This window comes from Marinobacter qingdaonensis (genome assembly GCF_034555935.1).
In the GTDB taxonomy this organism is placed as follows: Bacteria; Pseudomonadota; Gammaproteobacteria; order Pseudomonadales; family Oleiphilaceae; genus Marinobacter; species Marinobacter qingdaonensis.
Map to the genome: position 1 here is coordinate 67,047 of NZ_JAYDCJ010000001.1, position 20,315 is coordinate 87,361.

Genomic DNA, 20,315 nt, shown 5'->3' on the forward strand with positions numbered 1-20,315 from the left:
GACGGCCTCATGAATAAAAATGACATTATCTAATTTAATCATGAGCTGCATTCATAGTCCGCTTGAACTGGATGTGTCGGGGCCATTTTGCGTGCTTATTTCAGGCCGGGAATGGACGGGCAACGAGCGTGGGGATGGCGTCATCTGGGCCCGTTGGCAGCTGGTTTGGCGGTTTCCGTCGGCTATCTGATGTACGCTCGCGGCGTGATCATTGAGCGCCAGGAGTGAGGGTCAGATAACGCCGGAAAGGCCCGAGAAGGCGACAAACAGGAAGGCAAAAAAAAAGCAGATCAGTAAGAACTGATCTGCTTTTCTGAAGTGGTAGCGGGGGCTGGATTCGAACCAACGACCTTCGGGTTATGAGCCCGACGAGCTACCAGACTGCTCCACCCCGCATCAAAACTGGTTGTTTCCCGGGGTCACCCCCGATCAACGTGCGCGTATATTAAGGTCTTGATAGACGGCTGTCAATCGCTATTTTCAAAGAGATCGACCTGAACACTCGGGCTATCGCCAAACCCCGTCTGGACTTCGGGGCACTGACATTCCCCGACCTGCTCCAGGGCTTCCTGCACCGGCCGGAACGACCGTCGGTGTTCCGGCGTCACCCCCAGCCGGAACAGGGCTTCCAGATGCACGGGCGTGGGGTAGCCCTTGTGCTGGGCCAGACCATATCCGGGGTAGGTCTGCTCCAAGTCGATCATTTCCCGATCCCGGGTGACCTTGGCCAGAATGGACGCCGCACTGATCGCCTCAACCCGGCTGTCGCCCTTCACCACCGGCTCTGAGGCCCAGCCCCAGTTCGGGCACCGGTTGCCGTCCACCAGGACGTACTCCGGCGGCACATGCAGGCCAGCGACGGCCCGCTCCATCGCCACCATCGTGGCCTGATAGATATTCAACTGGTCGATTTCGGCTGCCTCACACCGGCCAATGCACCAGGCCGCGGCTTTTTCGAGTATTTCTTCGTACAGGGCGTCCCGTTTCTTCTCGGTCAGCTTCTTGGAGTCGCCTAGGCCGGCCACCGGCCGGTCCGGATCCAGTATCACCGCCGCGGTGACCACGGCGCCGATCAAAGGGCCACGCCCCACTTCGTCGACGCCTGCCAACAGCCTGCCGCGGTAGCCGCATTCAAAGGGCGGCAAGGGCGTCTTAGCCATGGCTTGCGCCCTCCTCGAGCAATCGGGTAATCGCCTCGGCCGCTTTCTCGTCGGCATCCTGGCGTAGGGTCTGGTGCAGCTCGGTGAAGGCGTCCAGCAGACGCTGACGCTCAGTCTCGTTCTCCAGTCGCTCGAGCACCGCCGCGCCCAGGGCTTCCGGGGTCGCATCATCCTGCAGCAGTTCCGGAACCAGTGGTTCCCGAGCCAGCAGGTTTGGCAAGGCAACGTGGGGCACCTTGACCAGGCGGGACAGGATGGCGTAGCTGACATTGCTCAACCGGTAGCCGACCACCATGGGCTTTTTCAGCAGCATGGCTTCCAGGGTGGCCGTGCCGGACGCCAACAGCACCGCATCCGAGGCGGCCATGACCTCGCGGGAGCGCCCACGCACGATGGTCACGGGCAGCTTGACCTCCAGCGCTTCCACCAGGTCTCGAACCTGGCGTTCACGGTCCCGATTGACGCAGGGAATCACCAGCTGCACATCAGGCCGTTTGTCCTGAATCCAGCGTGCTGCCTCCAGGAACAGGGTCCCCAACCGCTCGACTTCCCCGGCGCGGCTGCCGGGCAGGACCGCAAGCAGCGGCGCCTGTTCGTCCAAGCCCAGGTCCCGGCGTGCGGCCCCGGTCTCTGGCACCATCGGAATTCGGTCCGCCAGCGGGTGGCCAACGAACGCCACCGGCACCTGGTGCTCCTGGTAGAAACGGGCTTCGAACGGAAACAGGGTCAACATCAGGTTGACCGACTTGGCAATCTTGAAGATTCGCTTCTGTCGCCAGGCCCAGACCGAGGGGCTGACGTAGTGCACGGTCGGGATGCCGGCCTCCCGACAACGCCGTTCAATGGCCAGGGTAAAATCGGGGGAATCAATGCCAATCACCACGTCCGGCGGCGTGGCGAAGAAGTAGTCGAGCAATCTGGCCCGGATGCTGAAGAGCTCGCGGATACGGCCCAGCACCTCGACCAGCCCCATGACCGACAGCCGTTCCATGGGCACCAGGGAGTGAAAACCCTCGGCAATCATGTCGTCACCGCCGATGCCAACAAACCGGGCGCGCGGGTAACGACTCCGAAGGGAACGAATGAGACCGGCGCCGAGAATGTCGCCCGATGCCTCACCGGCAATGATGCCAAAGGTAATGGCGCGGTCGCTTACGACCGCGCGCTGCGAAGGTTGGTCCGTCACCTGCTGGCTCCCGCCGGTTCAGCGAATAATGCCGCGATCGGCTCCACGCAGGGAGTCAATGAGAGGAAGGATTTCCGGGATGTCCGAATAGGCGTTGGTCAGCTCGTCCACGGCCTGTTCGGTGGTCAGGCCCTGGCGGTAGATCACCTTGTAGGCACGACGCAGGGTCAGCAGCACCTCTTTGCTGAAGCCGCGACGCTTCAGGCCCTCGACATTCATACCGTGGGGCTGGGCCGACTGACCACTGGCCATGACGTAGGCGGGAATATCCTTGAGCACGATACTGCCACCGGCCGCCATGCTATGCGGGCCGATGTTGCAGAACTGGTGCACCATGGTACCGCCGCCCAGAATGGCAAAATCGCCCACGTTGACGTGGCCGGCCAGGGTCGCGCAGTTGGCGAGAATGGTGTTGTCACCCACCACGCAGTCGTGGGCCACGTGCACGTAGGCCATCAGCAGATTGCCGCTGCCGATCCGGGTTTCGCCCCGGTCCTGGATGGTGCCCCGGTGAATGGTGCAGTTTTCCCGGATGACGTTGTCGTCACCGATGGTCAGGGTTGTCGGCTCACCGGCGTACTTCTTGTCCTGGCACTCTTCCCCGATACTCGAGAACTGGAAGATCCGGTTGTTGCGACCGATCACCGTCGGCCCCTTCACAACCACGTGGGACAGAATCTCCGTGCCTTCCCCGATCTCAACGCCCGGGCCAATGTAGCTCCACGGGCCAACGGTGACGTTGTCCGCGAGTTTGGCTGATGGGTCTACGATCGCTTGAGGATGAATACCCGACCAGTCACTTGTCGCCATCAAACTTCTCTCTCAGCGGTCAGTATCTCTGCCACGCACACGACTTCGCCGTCTACCAGTGCCCGACACTCGAATTTATAGATGCCACGCTTGCCGGAAATCAGCTCCGATTCCATGCACAGCTGGTCGCCCGGCAACACAGGACGCTTGAAGCGCGCCTTGCTGGAACCGGCCAGGTATTGTACCACGCCGTCCGCCGGTTTCCGTTCCACGGTGATGAAGCCGAGGATGCCGGACAACTGTGCCATGGCCTCGATGATCAGCACACCCGGCATGATCGGATTGTTGGGGAAATGGCCCTGAAAGAACGGTTCGTTGAACGACACGTTCTTGTAGCCCTTGATGGATTTCCCTTTTTCTACCTCGGTCACCCGGTCCACCAGCAGGAACGGATAACGGTGCGGCAGGTATTCCAGAATTTCGTCAATTTCCATCATCTTGCTCGGCCTCAGCCCTCTAATTTCTTTTCCAGTTCCTTGATCCGCCGGGCCAGGTCGTCCAGCTGCCGGAAACGAACCGCATTCTTGCGCCATTGCCGATTGGTGTCCGCACTGGTGCCGGAAGAGTAGACCCCCGGCTCCCGGATGTCACCGGTGACCAGGGTCATCCCGGTCAGGTGCACCTGGTCGGCAATTTCCAGATGGCCCGCCACACCCGAGGCCCCGCCAAACACGCAGTGCCGGCCGATGCGGGTACTACCGGCAATGCCCACCATGGCCGCCATGGCACTGTGGTCGCCAATCTGCACGTTGTGGGCGATCTGAATCAGGTTATCGAGTTTCACCCCATTGCCGATGACCGTGTCGTCCAGGGCGCCACGGTCGATGGTGGTGTTGGCACCGACCTCGACATCGTCGCCAAGCACCACGCGACCCAGCTGGGCGATGCGCTGCCACACGCCTTTTTCGTTGGCAAAACCGAAACCATCGGAGCCGATCACCGCGCCACTGAGGATGTGGCAGCGCTGACCCAGCACGACATCGTGGGCCAGGGTTACCCGGGGCCGGATGACGGTATCCGCACCCACCCGGGCGCGAGCGCCAATCACAGTACCAGCCCCGACCACGACCCGGCTGCCAATGTCGGCGCCGGCTTCGATGACCACATTGGGGCCGATGGCGGCGTCGTCCGCTACCTGGGCGGTCGGATCGACGATGGCCGAGGGGTCGACGCCAGCGGCCGAAACCGGCTCGGGATCAAACCAGTGACTCAGGCGGGCGTAGCCCAGGTAGGGGTTATCGAGCACCAGGGCGTTGATACTCACGTCGGTGGCGGCGGATGGCGACAGAATCACGGCGGCCGCGTTGGTCTGTGCCAGGTACTTGGCGTAGGAGGGGTTGGCCAGAAAACTGATCTGGTCCGGGCCGGCGGCCTGCAGGGTTGCCAGCCCGGTCACCTGCTGGTCGGGATCACCCCGGAGTTCGGCTCCCAGTGCCTGGGCAATTTCTTCGAGCCGAAAAGACCTCTCTGTCATCATGCGCTCCAACACTATTCCGGGGACGCCCGTCGGGCCTTAACGGTTCAGTTTTTCCAGCAGTTGCGGGGTCAGGTTCAGCTCCGGCTTCACGTACACCACCGCCTCGCTCGGCAGGATCAGGTCCAGGTCGTTCTCTTTCAGCAGCTCTTCCACCGCGGCATCCACTTCCGGACGGGCCCGCTCAACGAAGGCCTGCTTGCGCTGCGCCACGGTGCTGTCCAGGCGCTGCTTCAGGAAGTTGAACTCCTTCACCTTCTCCTGGAACTCGGCGGCCAGCTTCTCGCGCTCGCTTTCGTTCATCATGGCGCCGTCCTTCTCCAGGCGCTCTTTCAGCTTGCGCGCCTGCTCCTGGACCTCGCGAACCTTGGCCTCGTCACCGGCAAAGTCCCGCTGCAGGGTTTCACTGAAGCTCTTGGCGTCGTTGGACGAGAACAGCGCCTGACGCAGGTCCACCACGCCGATGCGGGTTTCCGCCATCGCCGGGAAGGAAAGCGCCATAAAGGCCGCTGCTAGCATGGTTAGAATTCGGGACATCGGACTTCTCCTGTGATTAATCCGTTTGTTTTTCTGCACGTCAGAATGTTTGGCCCAGGGAGAACTGGAACACCTGGGTTTCGTCGCCGCTCTTGTCATTCAGCGGCTTCGCCAAACTGAAGGCCAATGGGCCAACGGCGGTAATCCACTGGAACCCTACGCCAGCGGACAACCGGACTTCATCCAGAGCCGGATCGAAATCCCGCTCGGTATCGAACACCTGGCCGGCATCCAGGAAGAATGCGGTTCGCATGGAACGGCTGTCCCCGGCGAACGGCGTCGGGAAGATCAGCTCCAGGCTACCTTCGGTCAGCAGGTTACCACCGAACGGGTCCGGATCAGATAGGTCATTCGGATTATTGGTGGCTCGCGGCCCCAGGGAATTCGCCTCGTAGCCACGTACCGAACCATAGCCGCCGGCGTAGAAGTGCTCATAGAACGGCATCTGGGTGCGATCGCCGTAGCCATCGCCGTAGCCGACGTCCGTGCGGGCGCGGAAAATCCACCGGCCCGAGTCGGTGATCGGCTGGTAGAAATCGGTCTTGTGACTGAGCTTGTAGAAGGTCAGGTCGCTGCCGGGCACGGCCACGTCCAGGGACAGGGAGTGGCTGTAACCGTCGGAGGGCAGTACCCCCCGGTTCAGGGTACTGCGGCGCCAGCTGCCGAACAGGAAGTAGTTGTCAAAGGAATCGCCTTCGTCCTCGACAAAGTCGAGCACTTCCTGGGACGTGAAGGCCCCGGTCTTGATGTCCGAACGGGTGTAACCCAAGCCGAAGTTGAGTCGGGTGATGCTGTCGGTCGGGTAGCCAAACGTCACCCGGCCGCCGTACTCGTCCAGCAGGTAGGACGAGATGTCCTCATCCTCGTAATCGGTTTCCCGGGCAAACAGGCTGAAGCCGCGGCTGACCCCGTCCACCGTGTAGTAAGGGTCGAGGTAGGACACGTTCGCGCTCTTGACCGAGTCACTGACGTTGACCCCGAACGACACCCGCTTGCCGGTGCCGAAGAAGTTGTTCTCGGACACGTTGGCGCCGAGAATCACGCCGGAATCCTGGGAGAAACCGACCGACGCCGACAGGCTGCCGGTGGGCTGCTCTTCCACGCTGTAGTTGACGTCGACCAGGTCATCGGTGCCCGGCACCGGTACGGTCTCGACCTCAACGGCCTTGAAGAAGCCCAGGCGCTCAAGCTTGGTCTTGGAGAATTCGATCCGGTCGGAGGAAGCGATGCCGCCCTCCATCTGGGTCATTTCCTGGCGCAGGACGTCGTCCCGGGTCGAGACGTTGCCGTCGAAGTTGATCCGGCGCACATACGCCCGCTTGCCCGGCTCGACAAAGAAGGTCACCGCGGCGGTGTTGTTCTCGCCCGGTTCCGGCACTGCGTTCACGTTGGCGAAGGCGTAGCCCTCGCGCCCGAGCCGGAAGGCCAGCGCCTCGGAAATGGCGGTCATACGAGCCCGGGAGAAGACATCGCCCTCTTCCACCGGAATCAGCTTGCGCAGCTCCTCCTCACCCACGATCAGGTCGCCGCGGAGGTTGATCTCGGAGATGGTGTACTGGGGCCCTTCGTTCAGGGCGATGGAAATGAACACCTGCTGCTTGTCCGGGGAGATGGACACCTGGCTCGATTCGACGTTGAAGTCCAGGTAACCCCGGTCCAGGTAGAAGGAACGCAGGGATTCCAGGTCGCCGCTGAGCCGTTCCCGGGCGTATTTGTCGGCGTTGGTGATGGAGTTCCACCAAGTGCTGGTCTGCAGTTCGAACAGGTCCAGCAGTTCCTCGTCGGCGAAGTCTTCGTTGCCCACGATGTTGATGTGATGAATGGCCGCGACCGTGCCTTCGTTGATTTTCAGGCTGATCGCCACCCGGTTGCGGGGCAGCTCCTCGGCCGAGGCCTTGACCCGGGCGTTGTAACGCCCCTGGGCAATGTACGAGCGCAGAATTTCGAGCTCGAGCCGTTCCAGGGTGGCGCGCCGAAATACCTGGCCTTCCTGCAGGCCGGCCCCGGACAGGGCATCCATCAGCATTTCGGTTTCAATGTTCTTGTTGCCATCGATCTCGATGTCACTGATGGACGGACGCTCTCTGACGGTCAGGATCAGCACACTGCCATCGCGGCTGGCTTCGATGTCGGTAAACAGACCGGTCCCGAACAGGGATTTGATGGCGTCGGCCAGTTCGGCCGGGTCCACCTGTTCGCCGATATTGACGGGAAAGGCTGAAAAAACAGTACCTGCAGATACGCGTTGCAGGCCCTCGACCTCAATATCCGCGACCGTGAATTCGTCCGCAACGGCGGAATTTATGCCGGTCGAAGCTACAGCGAGGCCAATGGCTACACCTAGGAGAGAACGTCTCATTCAAATATTTCGCCTGGTTAATGCGCGTAAGGAGCCCGCAATTCTCACAACCGCATCAGGTCGTTGTAAAGAGCAAACACCATTAATGTAAGAATCAATGTCATACCAATTCGTAACCCTAGCGCCTGCGCCTCGTCGGACAGCGGTTTTCCCCGAATGGCTTCGATGGTGTAGTACACGATGTGCCCACCATCGAGCACGGGAACCGGCAGCAGGTTCAATATGCCAAGGCTGATACTCAAGTAGGCCAGGAACCGGATGAAATCCTCAAAACCGGAACTGACACTGGCCTCCGCCACGCGGGCTATGGTGATCGGACCGCTCAGGTTGGTCGGCGACAGCAGGCCGGTCACCATTTTCTTGATCGCCACCAGGGTCAGACGGGTGTCGGCCCAGGTTTCATGGAAGGCGTTGGGAATCGCCGCCAGGGGCCCGTAGCTGACATCCCGGAGCACTTCTTCCGGCCATTCCACCGGTTGCACCCCGGCCCCGACGAAGCCGATGGTGGTGCCATCTTCCTGCTCCCGCTCGGCCGGCCTGACGTCAATAGTGCGCTCGGCGCCATCCCGAACGATGGTCAGGGACAGGGTCGTCTCCGGTGCCGCCTGGATCGCATCCACCAGATCGAACCAGTTGCCGAGCGCCTCACCGTCGACCGCCAACACCTGATCACCGGGCTTCAGTCCGGCGGCTTCCGCCCGTCCCCCGTTGGAAATCTGGCCGAGGATGGGCGGGATGTCCGGCCGCCAGGGGGTTATGCCAAACTCCAGCAGCGGGTTCGGCGCCTCGTCGCTCAGGCGCCAGCCCTGCAGCGGCCCGCTCACGGTGCCGCGCGCGCCGTTTTCACTGACGCCGATGGCGATCTCGCCCTGCTCTCCGGCCCGTTCCAGCAGGCGCATGTTGACGTCCCGCCAGGACACCACCCGATGCCCGTCCACCGTGTGCAGCTCCATGCCTTCCCGTAGACCGACGCGCTCGGCGACGGTGTCAGGCCCAACCTCACCAACGATCGGCGCCACCGAGGTAACGCCCACCACGCCCAGGAGCCAGTAAGCAAACAGGGCGAACAGGAAATTGGCGATCGGACCGGCCGCTGCAATGGCGATGCGCTGGCTGGGCGGCTTGGAGGTGAAGGCCTGGTCTTTCAGCGCCTCCGGGACCGGACCCTCGCGTTCGTCCAGCATCTTGACGTAGCCACCGAGCGGGATCGCCGCCACCGCAAATTCGGTGCCCTGGCGGTCGTACCAGGAAAACAGGGGCTTGCCAAAACCCACCGAGAATCTCAGCACCTTGACGCCGCAACGCCGGGCAACCCAGAAATGGCCATACTCATGCAGGGTGACCAGGATGCCCAGTGTCAGCGCAAGCGCCAGGATGGTTTCGATGATTTGCATAGCATTCTCGGTTGATGGCTGGAACGCGCCAAGAAACAACTTTCTATATCAGACAGTTAACAGCCCTATCTGTTCCCGGGCGCGATGCCTTGCCTCGGCGTCCCTGGCAAAGATGGTCTCAAAACTGTCCGCCGGCACCACGTCCATGGCCGCCAGGGTCCGCTCTATAATAACGGGGATGTCGGTAAAACACAGGTTACCGGCCAGAAAAGCCGCCACCGCCTCTTCGTTCGCGGCGTTGAGTACCGCCGGGGAGGTACCCCCGGCCTCGAACGCTTCCGCCGCCAACCGCAGACAGGGGAAGCGCACCAGGTCCGGCCGCTCGAAATGGAAGCGCCCGATGGCGAACAGGTCCAGGGGCGCAACCCCGGCGTCGATCCGTTCCGGCCAGGCCAGACCATTGGCAATGGGCGTGCGCATGTCCGGACTGCCAAGTTGGGCCAGCACAGATCCGTCTACGTACTCGACCATGGAGTGGATGATGCTCTCCGGATGGACGTGAACTTCGACCCGATCCGGCGTGGTGTTGAACAGCCAACAGGCCTCGATCAGCTCCAGCCCCTTGTTCATCAGCGTGGCCGAATCCACCGAGATCTTCTGGCCCATGGACCAGTTGGGGTGGGCGCAGGCCTCGGCGGGTGAGACCGATCGCAGCTCGGCGGCGCTGTGCTCCCGGAATGGGCCACCGGAGGCGGTCAGCAGAATCCGGGACACCCCGGCGGCGTCCGGATCCCGAACCCGATCCGCGGGCAGGCACTGGAAAATGGCATTGTGCTCGGAATCGATCGGCAGCAATTCGGCCCCGGACTCCGCCACCGCATCCATGAACAGCTGACCGGACATGACCAGGGCTTCCTTGTTGGCCAGCAATACCCGCTTGCCGGCCCGCACGGCGGCCAGGGTCGGAGGCAGCCCCGCGGCGCCCACGATCGCGGCCATCACGGCGTCGGCCTCGGGCGCAGCGGCAACCTCCTCCAGACCCTCCGGGCCGCTCAGAACGCGGACCTGTGGCAGATCGGTCAGCAGTTCGCGCAGCTCCTGCGCCGCTTCAAAGCTCGCCATGACCGCCACCTGAGGACGGAACTCACGGCACAGCACCGCCAGCTCCGGAGCCCGGGTGCTCGCCGTCAGGGCGTACACGGAAAATTGTTCAGGATGGCGCCGGACGACGTCCAGCGTACTCAGACCGATGGAGCCGGTGGCTCCGAGAATTGTGAGGCGGCGCGCGTTCATACTCACCACTGTCCGGCAGTGAGCCAGCCCAACTGGGTAATGATCAGGGCGAACACGGGTATGGCCACGGTCAGGCTGTCGATACGGTCGAGAATGCCGCCGTGACCGGGCAGGAGCTGGCTGCTGTCTTTGATGCCCCGGAAACGTTTTAGCATACTCTCAAGCAGGTCGCCGAGCACGGAAACCAGACCGGTGAACAGACTGGCCAGCACCAGCAACACCGTGTCCAGGCCGTCGGCCGAGGCCAGCAGGCTGACAATGACCGCAAACACACCGACCGCGACCAGACCGCCCCAGACACCGGCCCAGGATTTGCCCGGACTGACCCGGGGCGCCAGTTTGGCCTTGCCAAAGGCCCGGCCGGCGAAGTAAGCACCGATATCGGCCACCCAGACCACGCAGAATACGTACAGGATCGCCCAGAGGCTGTTGTCGACCAGACCAAAATCAAGGCCACCGGTGCGCAGATGATTCAAGCCCACCCAGGCGGGCACCAGCACCAGCAGGCCCATGGCCGCACGCACCGGCACGCTGCCCCACTGGTCCGACCCGGCCGGATATCCGCGAACGAGCAGAAAGCCAATGAACCACCACACCAGCGCTGGCCACAGCACCGCGACGGCCGGCACGTTGAGCAGGCCATAGAGAATGGCGGCAGTGACGGCGGCGTACACAACGCGTCCGCCCTGCCCCTCGATGCCGGACAGGTTGGCCCACTCCCAGGCGCCGAGCGTGATGATGGCCGCGGTGAACAGCGCGAATCCCAGCGGCGGCAGGAAAAAGATTCCGCCGATGGCAATCGGGGCCAGGATCAATGCGGTAATGATTCGGGTCTTTAGCACGGTGAGGGTCGCTTTGGTCTATTTATTGTTGTGATGCCTTGGCAGCAATCTGATCGTCAGTCTGGCCAAACCGGCGCTGGCGCCCAGCATAGGCCTGCAGGGCCTTGCGCATTTCCTCGGCCTTGAAATCGGGCCAGAACACCGGCGAGAAATACATCTCGGTGTAGGCAAGGTGCCAGAGCATGAAATTGCTGATCCGCTGCTCGCCGGCGGTACGGATCAACAGGTCGGGCATGGGCAGGTCACCGATGCTCAGGTGCTGCTGGATCAGGTCATCGGTGATGTCGGACGGCTCGATCTCGCCTTTGCGCACCTTGCCGGCGACTTGGCGGGTGGCCTGGGTGATGTCCCAGTGACCGCCATAGTTGGCGGCAACCACCAGGGTCATCCGGGTGTTGTGCCGGGTCAGTTCCTCGGCATCCTGCATGTGCTGCTGCAAGGCCTCGCTGAAGGCACTGCGGTCGCCGATGATCCGGAGCCGGATGTTGTTGCGGTGCAGCTTGCGGACTTCCCGCTGCAGGGCGAACAGGAACAGCTTCATCAACGCCGACACTTCTTCCTGGGGCCGACGCCAGTTCTCGCTGGAGAAGGCGAACAGGGTGAGCACCTCAACCCCTTCGCGGCCGCAGGTCTCCACCACGGCCTTGACCGCATCCACCCCGGCCTTGTGGCCGGCGACACCGGTCAGGCGATGTTGCTTGGCCCACCGGTTGTTCCCATCCATGATGATCGCGACGTGCCGGGGCCGGCTGTCCGCCGACACCGGAATCTCTGCGGATACCGTTCCCGTCATGAAATCCTCTGCTCGGCCGGGCATCAGCCCCGGCCTTGATTCTCTACCAGTGAACCCGGGCGATCAGACCGCCATCAGGTCCTCTTCTTTGGACTTCAGCGCTTTTTCGACTTCGGCGATGTAGCGATCGGTCAGCTTCTGGATTTCGTCTTCACCGCGGCGCTCGTCATCCTCGGTGATTTCCTTTTCCTTCAGCAGATCCTTGATCATGCTGTTGGCGTCACGACGGGCGTTCCGGATGGATACCCGACCGTGCTCGGCATCGGCCTTGGCCTGCTTGACCATTTCCTTACGGGTTTCTTCGGTCAGCATGGGCATGGGGACGCGGATCACGTCGCCGCTGGTCGCCGGGTTCAGGCCCAGATCGGAGGTCATAATGGCCTTCTCGATGGTCGGCACCAGGTTCTTTTCCCAGGGCGTGACCGTCAGCGTGCGGTTGTCTTCGATGTTGACACTCGCAACCTGTCGGAGCGGCGTTTCCTGACCGTAGTAGTTGACCATCACGCTGTCCAGGATCGCCGGGTGAGCCCGACCGGTACGAATCTTGTTAAATGCTGCATGAAGAGCGTCGATGCTCTTCTGCATTCTCTTTTCGGCGTCTGCTTTGATGTCGTTAATCACTTCAGCTTCCTCAATTCGTTCGTCAGATCAGTCTTTGCCAGTTATTCGATCAGGGTACCTTCCCGCTCCCCGGTGACGATGCGGGTCAGGGCACCGGCCCGGTTCATGTCGAACACCCGCAGTGGCATGCCGTGGTCCCGGGCGAGACAGATGGCCGTGAGATCCATGACGCCCAGTTTCTTGTCCAGGACTTCATCATAGGTCAGGTAATCGTATTTCTCCGCGCTGCTGTCCAGGTGCGGATCGGCGGAGTAGACACCGTCGACCTTGGTGGCCTTCAGCACTGCATCCGCCTCGATCTCGATACCCCGCAGGCAGGCCGCCGAATCGGTGGTAAAGAAGGGGTTGCCGGTGCCGGCGCAGAAGATCACCACATCGCCGTCCTTCAGGTCCCGGACGGCACGGCGACGGTCGTAATGCTCCACGATGCCGCTCATGGGGATCGCCGACATCACCCGGGTGCGAATGTTCGACCGCTCCAGGGCGTCGCGCATCGCCAGACCATTCATCACGGTCGCCAGCATGCCCATGTGGTCGCCGGTGACCCGATCCATGCCGGCGGCGTTCAGGGCCGCACCACGGAACAGGTTACCACCGCCAATGACCAGGCCAACCTGGACACCGATGCCGATCAGGGCGCCGATTTCCAGGGCCATGCGGTCAAGTACCTTGGGATCAATACCGAAATCATGCTCTCCCATCAGGGCCTCGCCACTGAGTTTGAGCAAAACGCGCTTGTATCTGGGCTGGGTTTTGGATGATGTCGGCATGAGGATCCCCTTTTCGGCTGTTGGCTGCTGTACGCTTGGTGCGCGTCGCAGGCTTGTATCTGACATACTCCTCACAAAAAAGGGGTATCTCAGATACAAGCCCGCCACGAAAGCCAGGTTTCCCTGACTGACGTGGCAGACTCAGATGGCGCCGGGGCTAAGCCTCGACGCCTTAAGAAGGATCAGGCCTTGCTGGTACCAGCTGCAGCAGCAACTTCAGCAGCAAAGTCGACTTCTTCTTTCTCGATGCCTTCGCCCACTTCCAGGCGAACGAAACCGACCAGCTCACCACCGTTGGCTTTGATCAGCTCGCCCACGGTCTGGTCCGGGTTCTTGACGAAAGGCTGCTCGACCAGGCTGTTTTCCTTGAGGAACTTCTTGATCCGGCCGCCCATCATCTTCTCGACGATCTCGGCAGGCTTGCCTTCCATGTCCGGCTGGGCCTTGATCACGTCCTTCTCTTTTTCCAGCTCTTCGGCCGGCATGTCTTCCGGCTTGCCAACGCGCGGGTTAACCGCGGCCGCGTGCATCGCGATGTCACGAGCCACTTCGGCGTCGCCGGCAGTCAGGGCAACAACGGAAGCGATCTTGTTGTTGCTGTGGACGTAGCCACCAACAACCGGACCTTCAACCTTAACAACGCGACGAACGGTGATGTTTTCGCCGATCTTCTGAACCAGCGCTTCACGCTTGGCTTCCAGATCGCCTTCCATCAGCTTGGCTACGTCGGTCTCACCCTTGTCGAAAGCAACGTCCAGAACCTCGTTGGCGAAGTTCATGAAGTTGTCGTCACGGGCAACGAAGTCAGTCTCGGAGTTCACTTCCAGAATGAACGCCACGGTGTTGTCGTCAGAGATTTTGATCAGTGACGCGCCTTCAGCGGCGGTGCGGCCAGCCTTCTTGGCGGCCTTCAGACCGGAAGACTTACGCAGCTCTTCGATTGCCGCGTCAACACTGCCGTCAGCTTCAACCAGTGCCTTCTTGCACTCCATCATGCCCAGGCCAGTGCGCTCACGCAGCTCTTTGACCATTGCAGCGGTAATTGCAGCCATGTTCAACCCTCTCAATATTCCGAATTCGGTAGGACGTGTGCCCGAAACAAGTCCGGGCACACCTTACAACTCAATCGTGACGCTGACGCGTTATTCGGCGGCCGGAGCGGCGCCTTCTGCGTCTTCACTGACTTCTACAAACTCGTCAGTGCCTGCGCCGCCAGACTGGGCGGCTTCCATGCAGGTATCAGCAACGGCCTTCACGTAAATCTGGATAGCGCGAATGGCATCGTCGTTGCCCGGAATCACGTAATCAACGCCGTCCGGATCGCTGTTGGTATCAACCACACCGATAACCGGGATGCCCAGCTTGTTGGCTTCTTTGATCGCGATACGCTCGTGATCCACGTCGATCACGAACATGGCGTCCGGCAGACCACCCATGTCCTTGATACCGCCGATGGAGCGCTCGAGGCGGTCCATTTCGCGGGTGCGATCCAGGGCTTCTTTCTTGGTCAGCTTGTCGAAAGTACCGTCTTTGCTCTGGGCTTCCAGATCACGGTAGCGACGGATGGACTGACGGATGGTCTTGTAGTTGGTCAGCATGCCGCCGAGCCAGCGATGGTTAACGAACGGCTGGCCAGCGCGCTCTGCTTCTTCCTTGATGATCTTGGCCGCAGCACGCTTGGTGCCGACGAACAGGATCTTGTTCTTGTTCTCTGCCAGCTGCTGAACGAAGTTCAGGGCTTCGTTCATGGCAGGAACAGTCTGCTCCAGGTTGATGATATGAATCTTGTTGCGGGCGCCGAAGATGAACTTCGACATCTTTGGGTTCCAGTAGCGAGTCTGGTGACCGAAGTGAGCACCTGCCTTCAGCAGGTCACGCATATTTACCTGAGCCATGATAGTTACCTTTTAGCTTCGGGTTAGTCCTCCACACGTCCGATTGCCCCAACCCGCCTTCATCAAACTGAAGGGAGGCACCCTGGGACAACGTGCCGACGCGTGTGCGAATTTGCTGGAATCGTTTCCAGCGGGCGCGTTTATACCATAAAGCGAGCGGGAAACGCCATTAATTTTACGCAGGGCCTTCCTTGTACCAAGCCACTCAGCCCCTTAAAATGCCGGTTTGGTACATATCTATGGGAACCCCGATGTCAGTATCGATCAAGACCCCGGAAGAAATCGAAAAAATGCGCGTCGCCGGCCGCCTGGCCGCCGAAGTCCTCGAAATGATTGGCGAGCACATCAAGCCCGGCATCAGCACTGAGGAAATCGACCGCATCTGCCACGACTACATCGTGAACGAGCAGAAAGCGATTCCCGCGCCGCTGAACTACAAGGGCTTCCCCAAATCCGTGTGCACCTCGGTCAATCACGTGATCTGCCACGGCATCCCGTCCGAGAAGAAGGTATTGAAGGACGGCGACATACTCAACATCGACGTGACCGTCATCAAGGACGAGTACCACGGCGACACCAGCAAGATGTGGGTGGTCGGCAAACCCAAGCCCGGTTCCGAGCGACTGATCCAGATCACTCAGGAATGCCTCTATAAAGGCATCGAACTGGTCAAGCCGGGCACCCGCCTGGGCGACATCGGGCATGTCATCCAGCAGCACGCGGAAAAGCACCGTTATTCGGTGGTGCGCGACTACTGCGGCCACGGCATCGGCAAGGTGTTTCACGAGGAGCCCCAGGTGATGCACTACGGCAAGCCCGGTACCGGAATGGAATTGAAGGAAGGCATGACCTTCACCATCGAGCCCATGATCAACCAGGGCAAGTACCAGACCAAGCTGCTGCCCGATGGCTGGACCGTGGTCACCAAGGACCACAAACTGTCTGCCCAATGGGAACACACCATCCTGGTGACGGCGGACGGCTATGAGGTGCTCACCAAGCGTTCGGACGAGTCCCTGTAAGTGGACCTGAGCGCGCTGGAATCCCGCATCAGCAACGCCCCTTCGCCGGTCCCGGCGGCTCGGGAGCTGTTGCGGGCACGCTACAACGCGGACGCCGAGGCCTTTCGCCAGGGGGCGGATGTGCGCGCCCTGGTCCACGCCCGGGCCGACACCGTCGACAGCGTGCTTAGACTGATCTGGAACCGCTACCCTTTCTCTGATTCCCCCGACATTGCCCTGATTGCCGTCGGCGGCTATGGCCGGGGCGAGCTGCATCCGCACTCCGACATCGACTTGCTGATTCTCACCCGCGCCGGCGTCGACGCCAGCTGGGAAGAAGACCTGGGCGCGTTCATCACGCTGCTGTGGGACCTCAAGCTGGACATTGGCCACAGCGTGCGCAGCATCGAAGACTGCAAGGCCGCCGCCCGCGAAGACATCACCATCCTGACCAACGTACTGGAGACCCGGACCATCGCCGGCCCGGACGAACTGCGGGACGAATTGAGCGAGCAGGTCTACTCGGACAACGTCAGCACCGACCGCGACTACTTCATTGCCAAGCGGGAAGAACAGCGCGAACGCCACGAAAAATACGGCGACACCGAGTACAACCTCGAGCCCAACGTGAAAGGGTCGCCGGGGGCGCTGCGGGACATCCAGACCATCGGCTGGATCACCAAGCGGCATTTCGGTCTGCAGAACATCGCCGACCTGACCCGTTTCAGCATCCTGACCGAGGAAGAGCACCAGATCCTGTTCCAGGGCGAAACCTTCCTCTGGCAACTGAGGTACGGCCTGCAACTGCTGGCCGACCGCAACGAGAACCGCCTGCTGTTCGACCACCAGCGCGCCCTGGCCCAGATGCTCGGCTACAAGGACGAAGGCAAGCGCCTCGGTGTCGAGCTGATGATGCAGTCCTACTACCGGACCGTGCTGGCCCTGGCCGAACTCACCGATGTGATCCTGCAGTACTACGACGAGGCGATCCTCGGCACCGGCACCGCGGACGACATCCAGCCGCTGAACAAGCGCTTCCAGATGCGCAACCGGTACATCGAGGCGGTGAACAACCAGGTCTTCGCCTACGCACCCTACGCCATCATGGAAATCTTCGTGCTGATGGCCCAGCACCCGGAGATCAAGGGCATCCGGGCGACCACCATCCGGTCCCTGCGGGCGCACCGGCACCTGGTGGACGACGCCTTCCGCACCGACCTGGCCGTGACCACCCTGTTCATGGAGCTGCTGCGCACGCCCCACGCGCTGGACCAGACCCTGTCCGCCATGAAGAAGTACAACGTGCTGGGGCGCTACCTGCCGGAATTCGGCCAGATCATCGGCCAGATGCAGCACGACCTGTTCCACATCTACACCGTGGACGCCCACACCATGCGGGTGATCCGCAACATGGCGCGACTCGACAGCGCCGAGGCGCGCACCGAGTACCCGCTGGCGTCCCGACTGATCCACCGACTGCCGAAGCTGGAGACCCTGTTCATTGCCGGTCTCTACCACGACGTCGCCAAGGGTCGGGGCGGCGACCATTCCGAACTGGGCGCCATCGACGCCGAGGCTTTTTGCCAGCGGCACCACCTGAGCGAACGTGACACCAAGCTGATTTCCTGGCTGGTGGAGAACCACCTGCTGATGTCCATGACCGCGCAGCGCAAGGACATCTCGGACCCGGACATCATCCACGATTTCGCCCGCTCCATTCCCAGTCAGGCGCACCTGGATTATCTGTACGTGCTGACGGTCTGCGACATCAGCGCCACCAACCCGAAACTGTGGAACACCTGGCGGGCGTCGCTGCTGCGCCAGCTCTACATTGAGGCCAAGCGGGCCCTGCGGCGAGGCACCGAGGCACCGATCAATCGCAGTGAATGGGTCCGGGCGACCCAGTCCGAGGCCCGGGAAATCCTGTACGCCCAGAACATGACCGACGAACAGATCGACCGCATCTGGGACACGGTGGATGAGGATTACTTCCTGCAGGATTCCACGGTGGACATCGCCTGGCAGACCGCCGCCATCATCCGGCACGGGGACAATCCCGACCCGTTGGTACTGATTCGCGACACCCGGGGCGGCCCCACCGACGGTTACTCCCAGATCATCATTTACATGAAGGATCGGGTCGCGCTGTTCGCCGCCACCACCGCGGTACTGGAACAACTGAACCTGAACATCGTGGACGCCCGAATCTCCTCCAGCGAAGGCCCCTACTCGATCAGCTCCTACGTGGTGCTGGACGAGCGTGGACAGCCTCTGGGCACGGACCCGGCGCGCAAGGAACGGGTGCGCAAGCGGCTGATCGAGGAGCTGGACGACCCCGAGGACTACCCGGACATCATTCACCGCCGCACGCCACGACAACTGAAACACTTTGCCTTCCCGACCGAGGTGACCTTTTCCAACGACACGGTCAACCAACGCACGGTCATGGAAGTCATCACGCCGGACCGACCGGGCCTGCTGGCCCGCATCGGTCAGGTTCTGCTGGACCATCGGGTGCGCCTGACCAACGCCAAGATCGCTACCCTGGGCGAGCGCGTTGAAGACGTGTTCTTCGTCACCGACGAACAGGGCGAGCCCCTGCGCGACCCCACGGTGTGCCACGAACTGCAGCAAGACCTCTGCGACATGCTGGACGATATTCAATGAATCCCAATCTGGACAAGCTACACCCCTACCCGTTCGAGAAACTGGCAAAACTCAAGGCAGGCATCGAGCCACCGGCGCAGCTGCGACCGATCTCCCTGGGCATCGGCGAACCCAAGCACCCGTCGCCGGCGTTCGTGAAGCAGGTGATTGCCGACAACCTGGACAAGCTGGCCAACTACCCCACCACCAAGGGTTCGGAGGAGCTGCGCCAGGCCATCAGTGAGTGGGCAACCCGGCGCTTTGACCTGGCCCCTGGCTCGCTGACCGCCGCCGAGCACATTGTGCCGGTCAACGGTACCCGGGAAGGCATTTTCTCCCTGGTGCAATCGGTGGTGGCCAGCCATGGCGCCGCGAAGGTGGTCAGCCCGAACCCGTTTTACCAGGTCTACGAAGGCGCCGCCCTGCTCGCCGGCGCCACCCCGGTGTATCTGCCCTGCGACGGCTCAAGCGGGTTTATTCCGGATTTCGAGGCGGTGCCTGAAGCGGTCTGGCAGGACTGCCAGATCCTGTTCCTGTGTTCGCCCGGTAACCCCAGCGGCACGGTGATTCCCCGGGACACCCTGACCAGGGTGATTGAACTGGCCGACCGCCACGACTTTATCGTGGCGTCCGACGAGTGCTACTCGGAGCTCTACCCGAATGAGGACCAGCCACCGGAAGGCCTGCTGCAGGCCTGCGCCGCCATGGGCCGGGACGACTTCGCCCGCTGCGTGGTGTTTCACAGCCTGTCCAAGCGCAGCAACCTGCCCGGTCTGCGCTCGGGGTTTGTCGCCGGCGACGCCGCCATCCTGAAAGGTTACCTGAAGTACCGGACCTACCACGGCTGCGCCATGCCGCTGCACAACCAGCTGGCCAGCATCGCCGCCTGGCAGGACGAGGACCATGTCCGGGAAAACCGCGCCGCCTACCGCGCCAAGTTCGAGGCGGTGGTCCCCATCTTGCGGGAAGTGATGGATGTGGATTTCCCCGATGCCGGCTTCTACCTCTGGCCGGTCACCCCCATGGACGACGAGACCTTTGCCCGTGAGCTGTCGGCTCAACAGAACGTGCACGTTCTCCCGGGCCGCTACCTGTCACGCACGGTCGATGGCCACAACCCGGGAGAAAACCGGGTGCGCATGGCCCTGGTGGCACCGCTGGAGGAATGCGTGGAGGCGGCCAACCGCATTGTTGAATTTGTGAAGGCGAATACCCCATGAAACTGTACGGCATCCGAAACTGCGACACCGTGAAGAAGGCGCGAAAGTGGCTCGAGGAACAGGGCATCGCCCACGACTTTCACGACTTCAAAAAAGACGGCCTCGACGCCTCCCTGCTCCAGCGCTGGGAACAGGCAGTGGGCTGGGAGACCCTGCTGAACCGGCGCGGCACCACCTGGCGCAAACTTCCGGACGAGGTTCGTGATACCATTAGCGCCCAATCCGCCCACGAGCTCATGCTGGAGAACCCATCGATCATCAAGCGACCGGTGGTGGAGCATGGCGACAACGTTTCCGTCGGCTTCAAGGCCGACGACTGGGCCAAACAGTTTTCCAACGCTTAAGTCTGAACATCCTATAGGAGCAACCACCTG

General features: G+C 61.7%; 19 protein-coding genes and 1 tRNA gene. 4 read left to right on the top strand and 16 right to left on the bottom strand.

The genetic code is table 11. The features are described 5' to 3' along the window. Window positions 1–319 precede the first annotated feature (319 nt). The 16 genes from U5822_RS00300 to rpsB form a co-directional block, all read right to left on the bottom strand. Window positions 320–396, bottom strand: a tRNA-Met gene (locus tag U5822_RS00300). A 71-nt stretch (window positions 397–467) separates the two neighbouring features. Then, the gene (gene rnhB, locus U5822_RS00305) at window positions 468–1,160 is read right to left on the bottom strand and encodes a ribonuclease HII (RefSeq protein WP_322853633.1); all 693 of its coding nucleotides are present in this window, start codon (window positions 1,158–1,160) and stop codon (window positions 468–470) included. Beyond that, the gene (gene lpxB, locus U5822_RS00310) at window positions 1,153–2,346 is read right to left on the bottom strand and encodes a lipid-A-disaccharide synthase (protein ID WP_322853634.1); all 1,194 of its coding nucleotides are present in this window, start codon (window positions 2,344–2,346) and stop codon (window positions 1,153–1,155) included. Before lpxB ends, rnhB begins: the two co-directional genes overlap by 8 nt. 18 nt (window positions 2,347–2,364) lie before the next feature. Then, window positions 2,365–3,156, bottom strand: a complete 792-nt coding sequence (gene lpxA / locus U5822_RS00315; protein ID WP_322853635.1) for an acyl-ACP--UDP-N-acetylglucosamine O-acyltransferase — start codon at window positions 3,154–3,156, stop codon at window positions 2,365–2,367. Beyond that, complete coding sequence (fabZ, locus tag U5822_RS00320) at window positions 3,156–3,593, bottom strand: 3-hydroxyacyl-ACP dehydratase FabZ (protein ID WP_322853636.1); 438 nt, start codon at window positions 3,591–3,593, stop codon at window positions 3,156–3,158. The genes lpxA and fabZ overlap by 1 nt, the downstream gene beginning before the upstream one ends. Window positions 3,594–3,604: 11 nt before the next feature. Then, window positions 3,605–4,630 carry a UDP-3-O-(3-hydroxymyristoyl)glucosamine N-acyltransferase gene (lpxD, locus tag U5822_RS00325; protein ID WP_322853637.1) on the bottom strand — a complete coding sequence of 342 codons (1,026 nt, stop codon included), beginning with the start codon at window positions 4,628–4,630 and terminating at the stop codon, window positions 3,605–3,607. Window positions 4,631–4,669: 39 nt separating this feature from the next. Beyond that, the gene (locus U5822_RS00330; RefSeq protein WP_322853638.1) at window positions 4,670–5,167 is read right to left on the bottom strand and encodes an OmpH/Skp family outer membrane protein; all 498 of its coding nucleotides are present in this window, start codon (window positions 5,165–5,167) and stop codon (window positions 4,670–4,672) included. Window positions 5,168–5,207: 40 nt separating this feature from the next. Beyond that, window positions 5,208–7,526, bottom strand: coding sequence for an outer membrane protein assembly factor BamA (gene bamA, locus U5822_RS00335; RefSeq protein ID WP_322853639.1), 2,319 nt, complete (start codon window positions 7,524–7,526; stop codon window positions 5,208–5,210). Between the two features lie 44 nt (window positions 7,527–7,570). Then, window positions 7,571–8,920, bottom strand: coding sequence for an RIP metalloprotease RseP (rseP, locus tag U5822_RS00340; protein ID WP_322853640.1), 1,350 nt, complete (start codon window positions 8,918–8,920; stop codon window positions 7,571–7,573). A gap of 48 nt (window positions 8,921–8,968) precedes the next feature. Beyond that, entirely contained in the window at window positions 8,969–10,153 is a 1,185-nt protein-coding gene (ispC, locus tag U5822_RS00345; RefSeq protein WP_322853641.1) for a 1-deoxy-D-xylulose-5-phosphate reductoisomerase, read from the bottom strand. A 2-nt stretch (window positions 10,154–10,155) separates the two neighbouring features. After that, the gene (locus tag U5822_RS00350) at window positions 10,156–10,995 is read right to left on the bottom strand and encodes a phosphatidate cytidylyltransferase (protein ID WP_322853642.1); all 840 of its coding nucleotides are present in this window, start codon (window positions 10,993–10,995) and stop codon (window positions 10,156–10,158) included. Window positions 10,996–11,017: 22 nt separating this feature from the next. Continuing rightward, window positions 11,018–11,788: a polyprenyl diphosphate synthase gene (gene uppS, locus U5822_RS00355; protein ID WP_322853643.1), complete on the bottom strand. Its 771-nt coding sequence runs from the start codon at window positions 11,786–11,788 to the stop codon at window positions 11,018–11,020. A 63-nt stretch (window positions 11,789–11,851) separates the two neighbouring features. Further along, window positions 11,852–12,409 carry a ribosome recycling factor gene (gene frr, locus U5822_RS00360; protein WP_322853644.1) on the bottom strand — a complete coding sequence of 186 codons (558 nt, stop codon included), beginning with the start codon at window positions 12,407–12,409 and terminating at the stop codon, window positions 11,852–11,854. A gap of 41 nt (window positions 12,410–12,450) precedes the next feature. Beyond that, window positions 12,451–13,179, bottom strand: a complete 729-nt coding sequence (gene pyrH, locus U5822_RS00365; RefSeq protein ID WP_322853645.1) for a UMP kinase — start codon at window positions 13,177–13,179, stop codon at window positions 12,451–12,453. A 182-nt stretch (window positions 13,180–13,361) separates the two neighbouring features. Further along, complete coding sequence (gene tsf, locus U5822_RS00370) at window positions 13,362–14,231, bottom strand: translation elongation factor Ts (RefSeq protein WP_322853646.1); 870 nt, start codon at window positions 14,229–14,231, stop codon at window positions 13,362–13,364. A 90-nt stretch (window positions 14,232–14,321) separates the two neighbouring features. Next, window positions 14,322–15,074 carry a 30S ribosomal protein S2 gene (gene rpsB / locus U5822_RS00375; RefSeq protein ID WP_322853647.1) on the bottom strand — a complete coding sequence of 251 codons (753 nt, stop codon included), beginning with the start codon at window positions 15,072–15,074 and terminating at the stop codon, window positions 14,322–14,324. Between the two features lie 251 nt (window positions 15,075–15,325). Here rpsB and map point away from each other — a divergent pair, with 251 nt between their 5' ends. The 4 genes from map to U5822_RS00395 are packed head-to-tail and all read left to right on the top strand — an operon-like array spanning window position 15,326 to window position 20,285. Beyond that, complete coding sequence (gene map, locus U5822_RS00380) at window positions 15,326–16,096, top strand: type I methionyl aminopeptidase (protein ID WP_322853648.1); 771 nt, start codon at window positions 15,326–15,328, stop codon at window positions 16,094–16,096. Then, window positions 16,097–18,742, top strand: a complete 2,646-nt coding sequence (locus tag U5822_RS00385; RefSeq protein ID WP_322853649.1) for a [protein-PII] uridylyltransferase — start codon at window positions 16,097–16,099, stop codon at window positions 18,740–18,742. Further along, window positions 18,739–19,941 carry a succinyldiaminopimelate transaminase gene (gene dapC, locus U5822_RS00390; RefSeq protein WP_322853650.1) on the top strand — a complete coding sequence of 401 codons (1,203 nt, stop codon included), beginning with the start codon at window positions 18,739–18,741 and terminating at the stop codon, window positions 19,939–19,941. Before U5822_RS00385 ends, dapC begins: the two co-directional genes overlap by 4 nt. After that, window positions 19,938–20,285, top strand: coding sequence for an ArsC family reductase (locus U5822_RS00395; RefSeq protein WP_322853651.1), 348 nt, complete (start codon window positions 19,938–19,940; stop codon window positions 20,283–20,285). The genes dapC and U5822_RS00395 overlap by 4 nt, the downstream gene beginning before the upstream one ends. The last annotated feature ends 30 nt before the right edge of the window (window positions 20,286–20,315 follow it).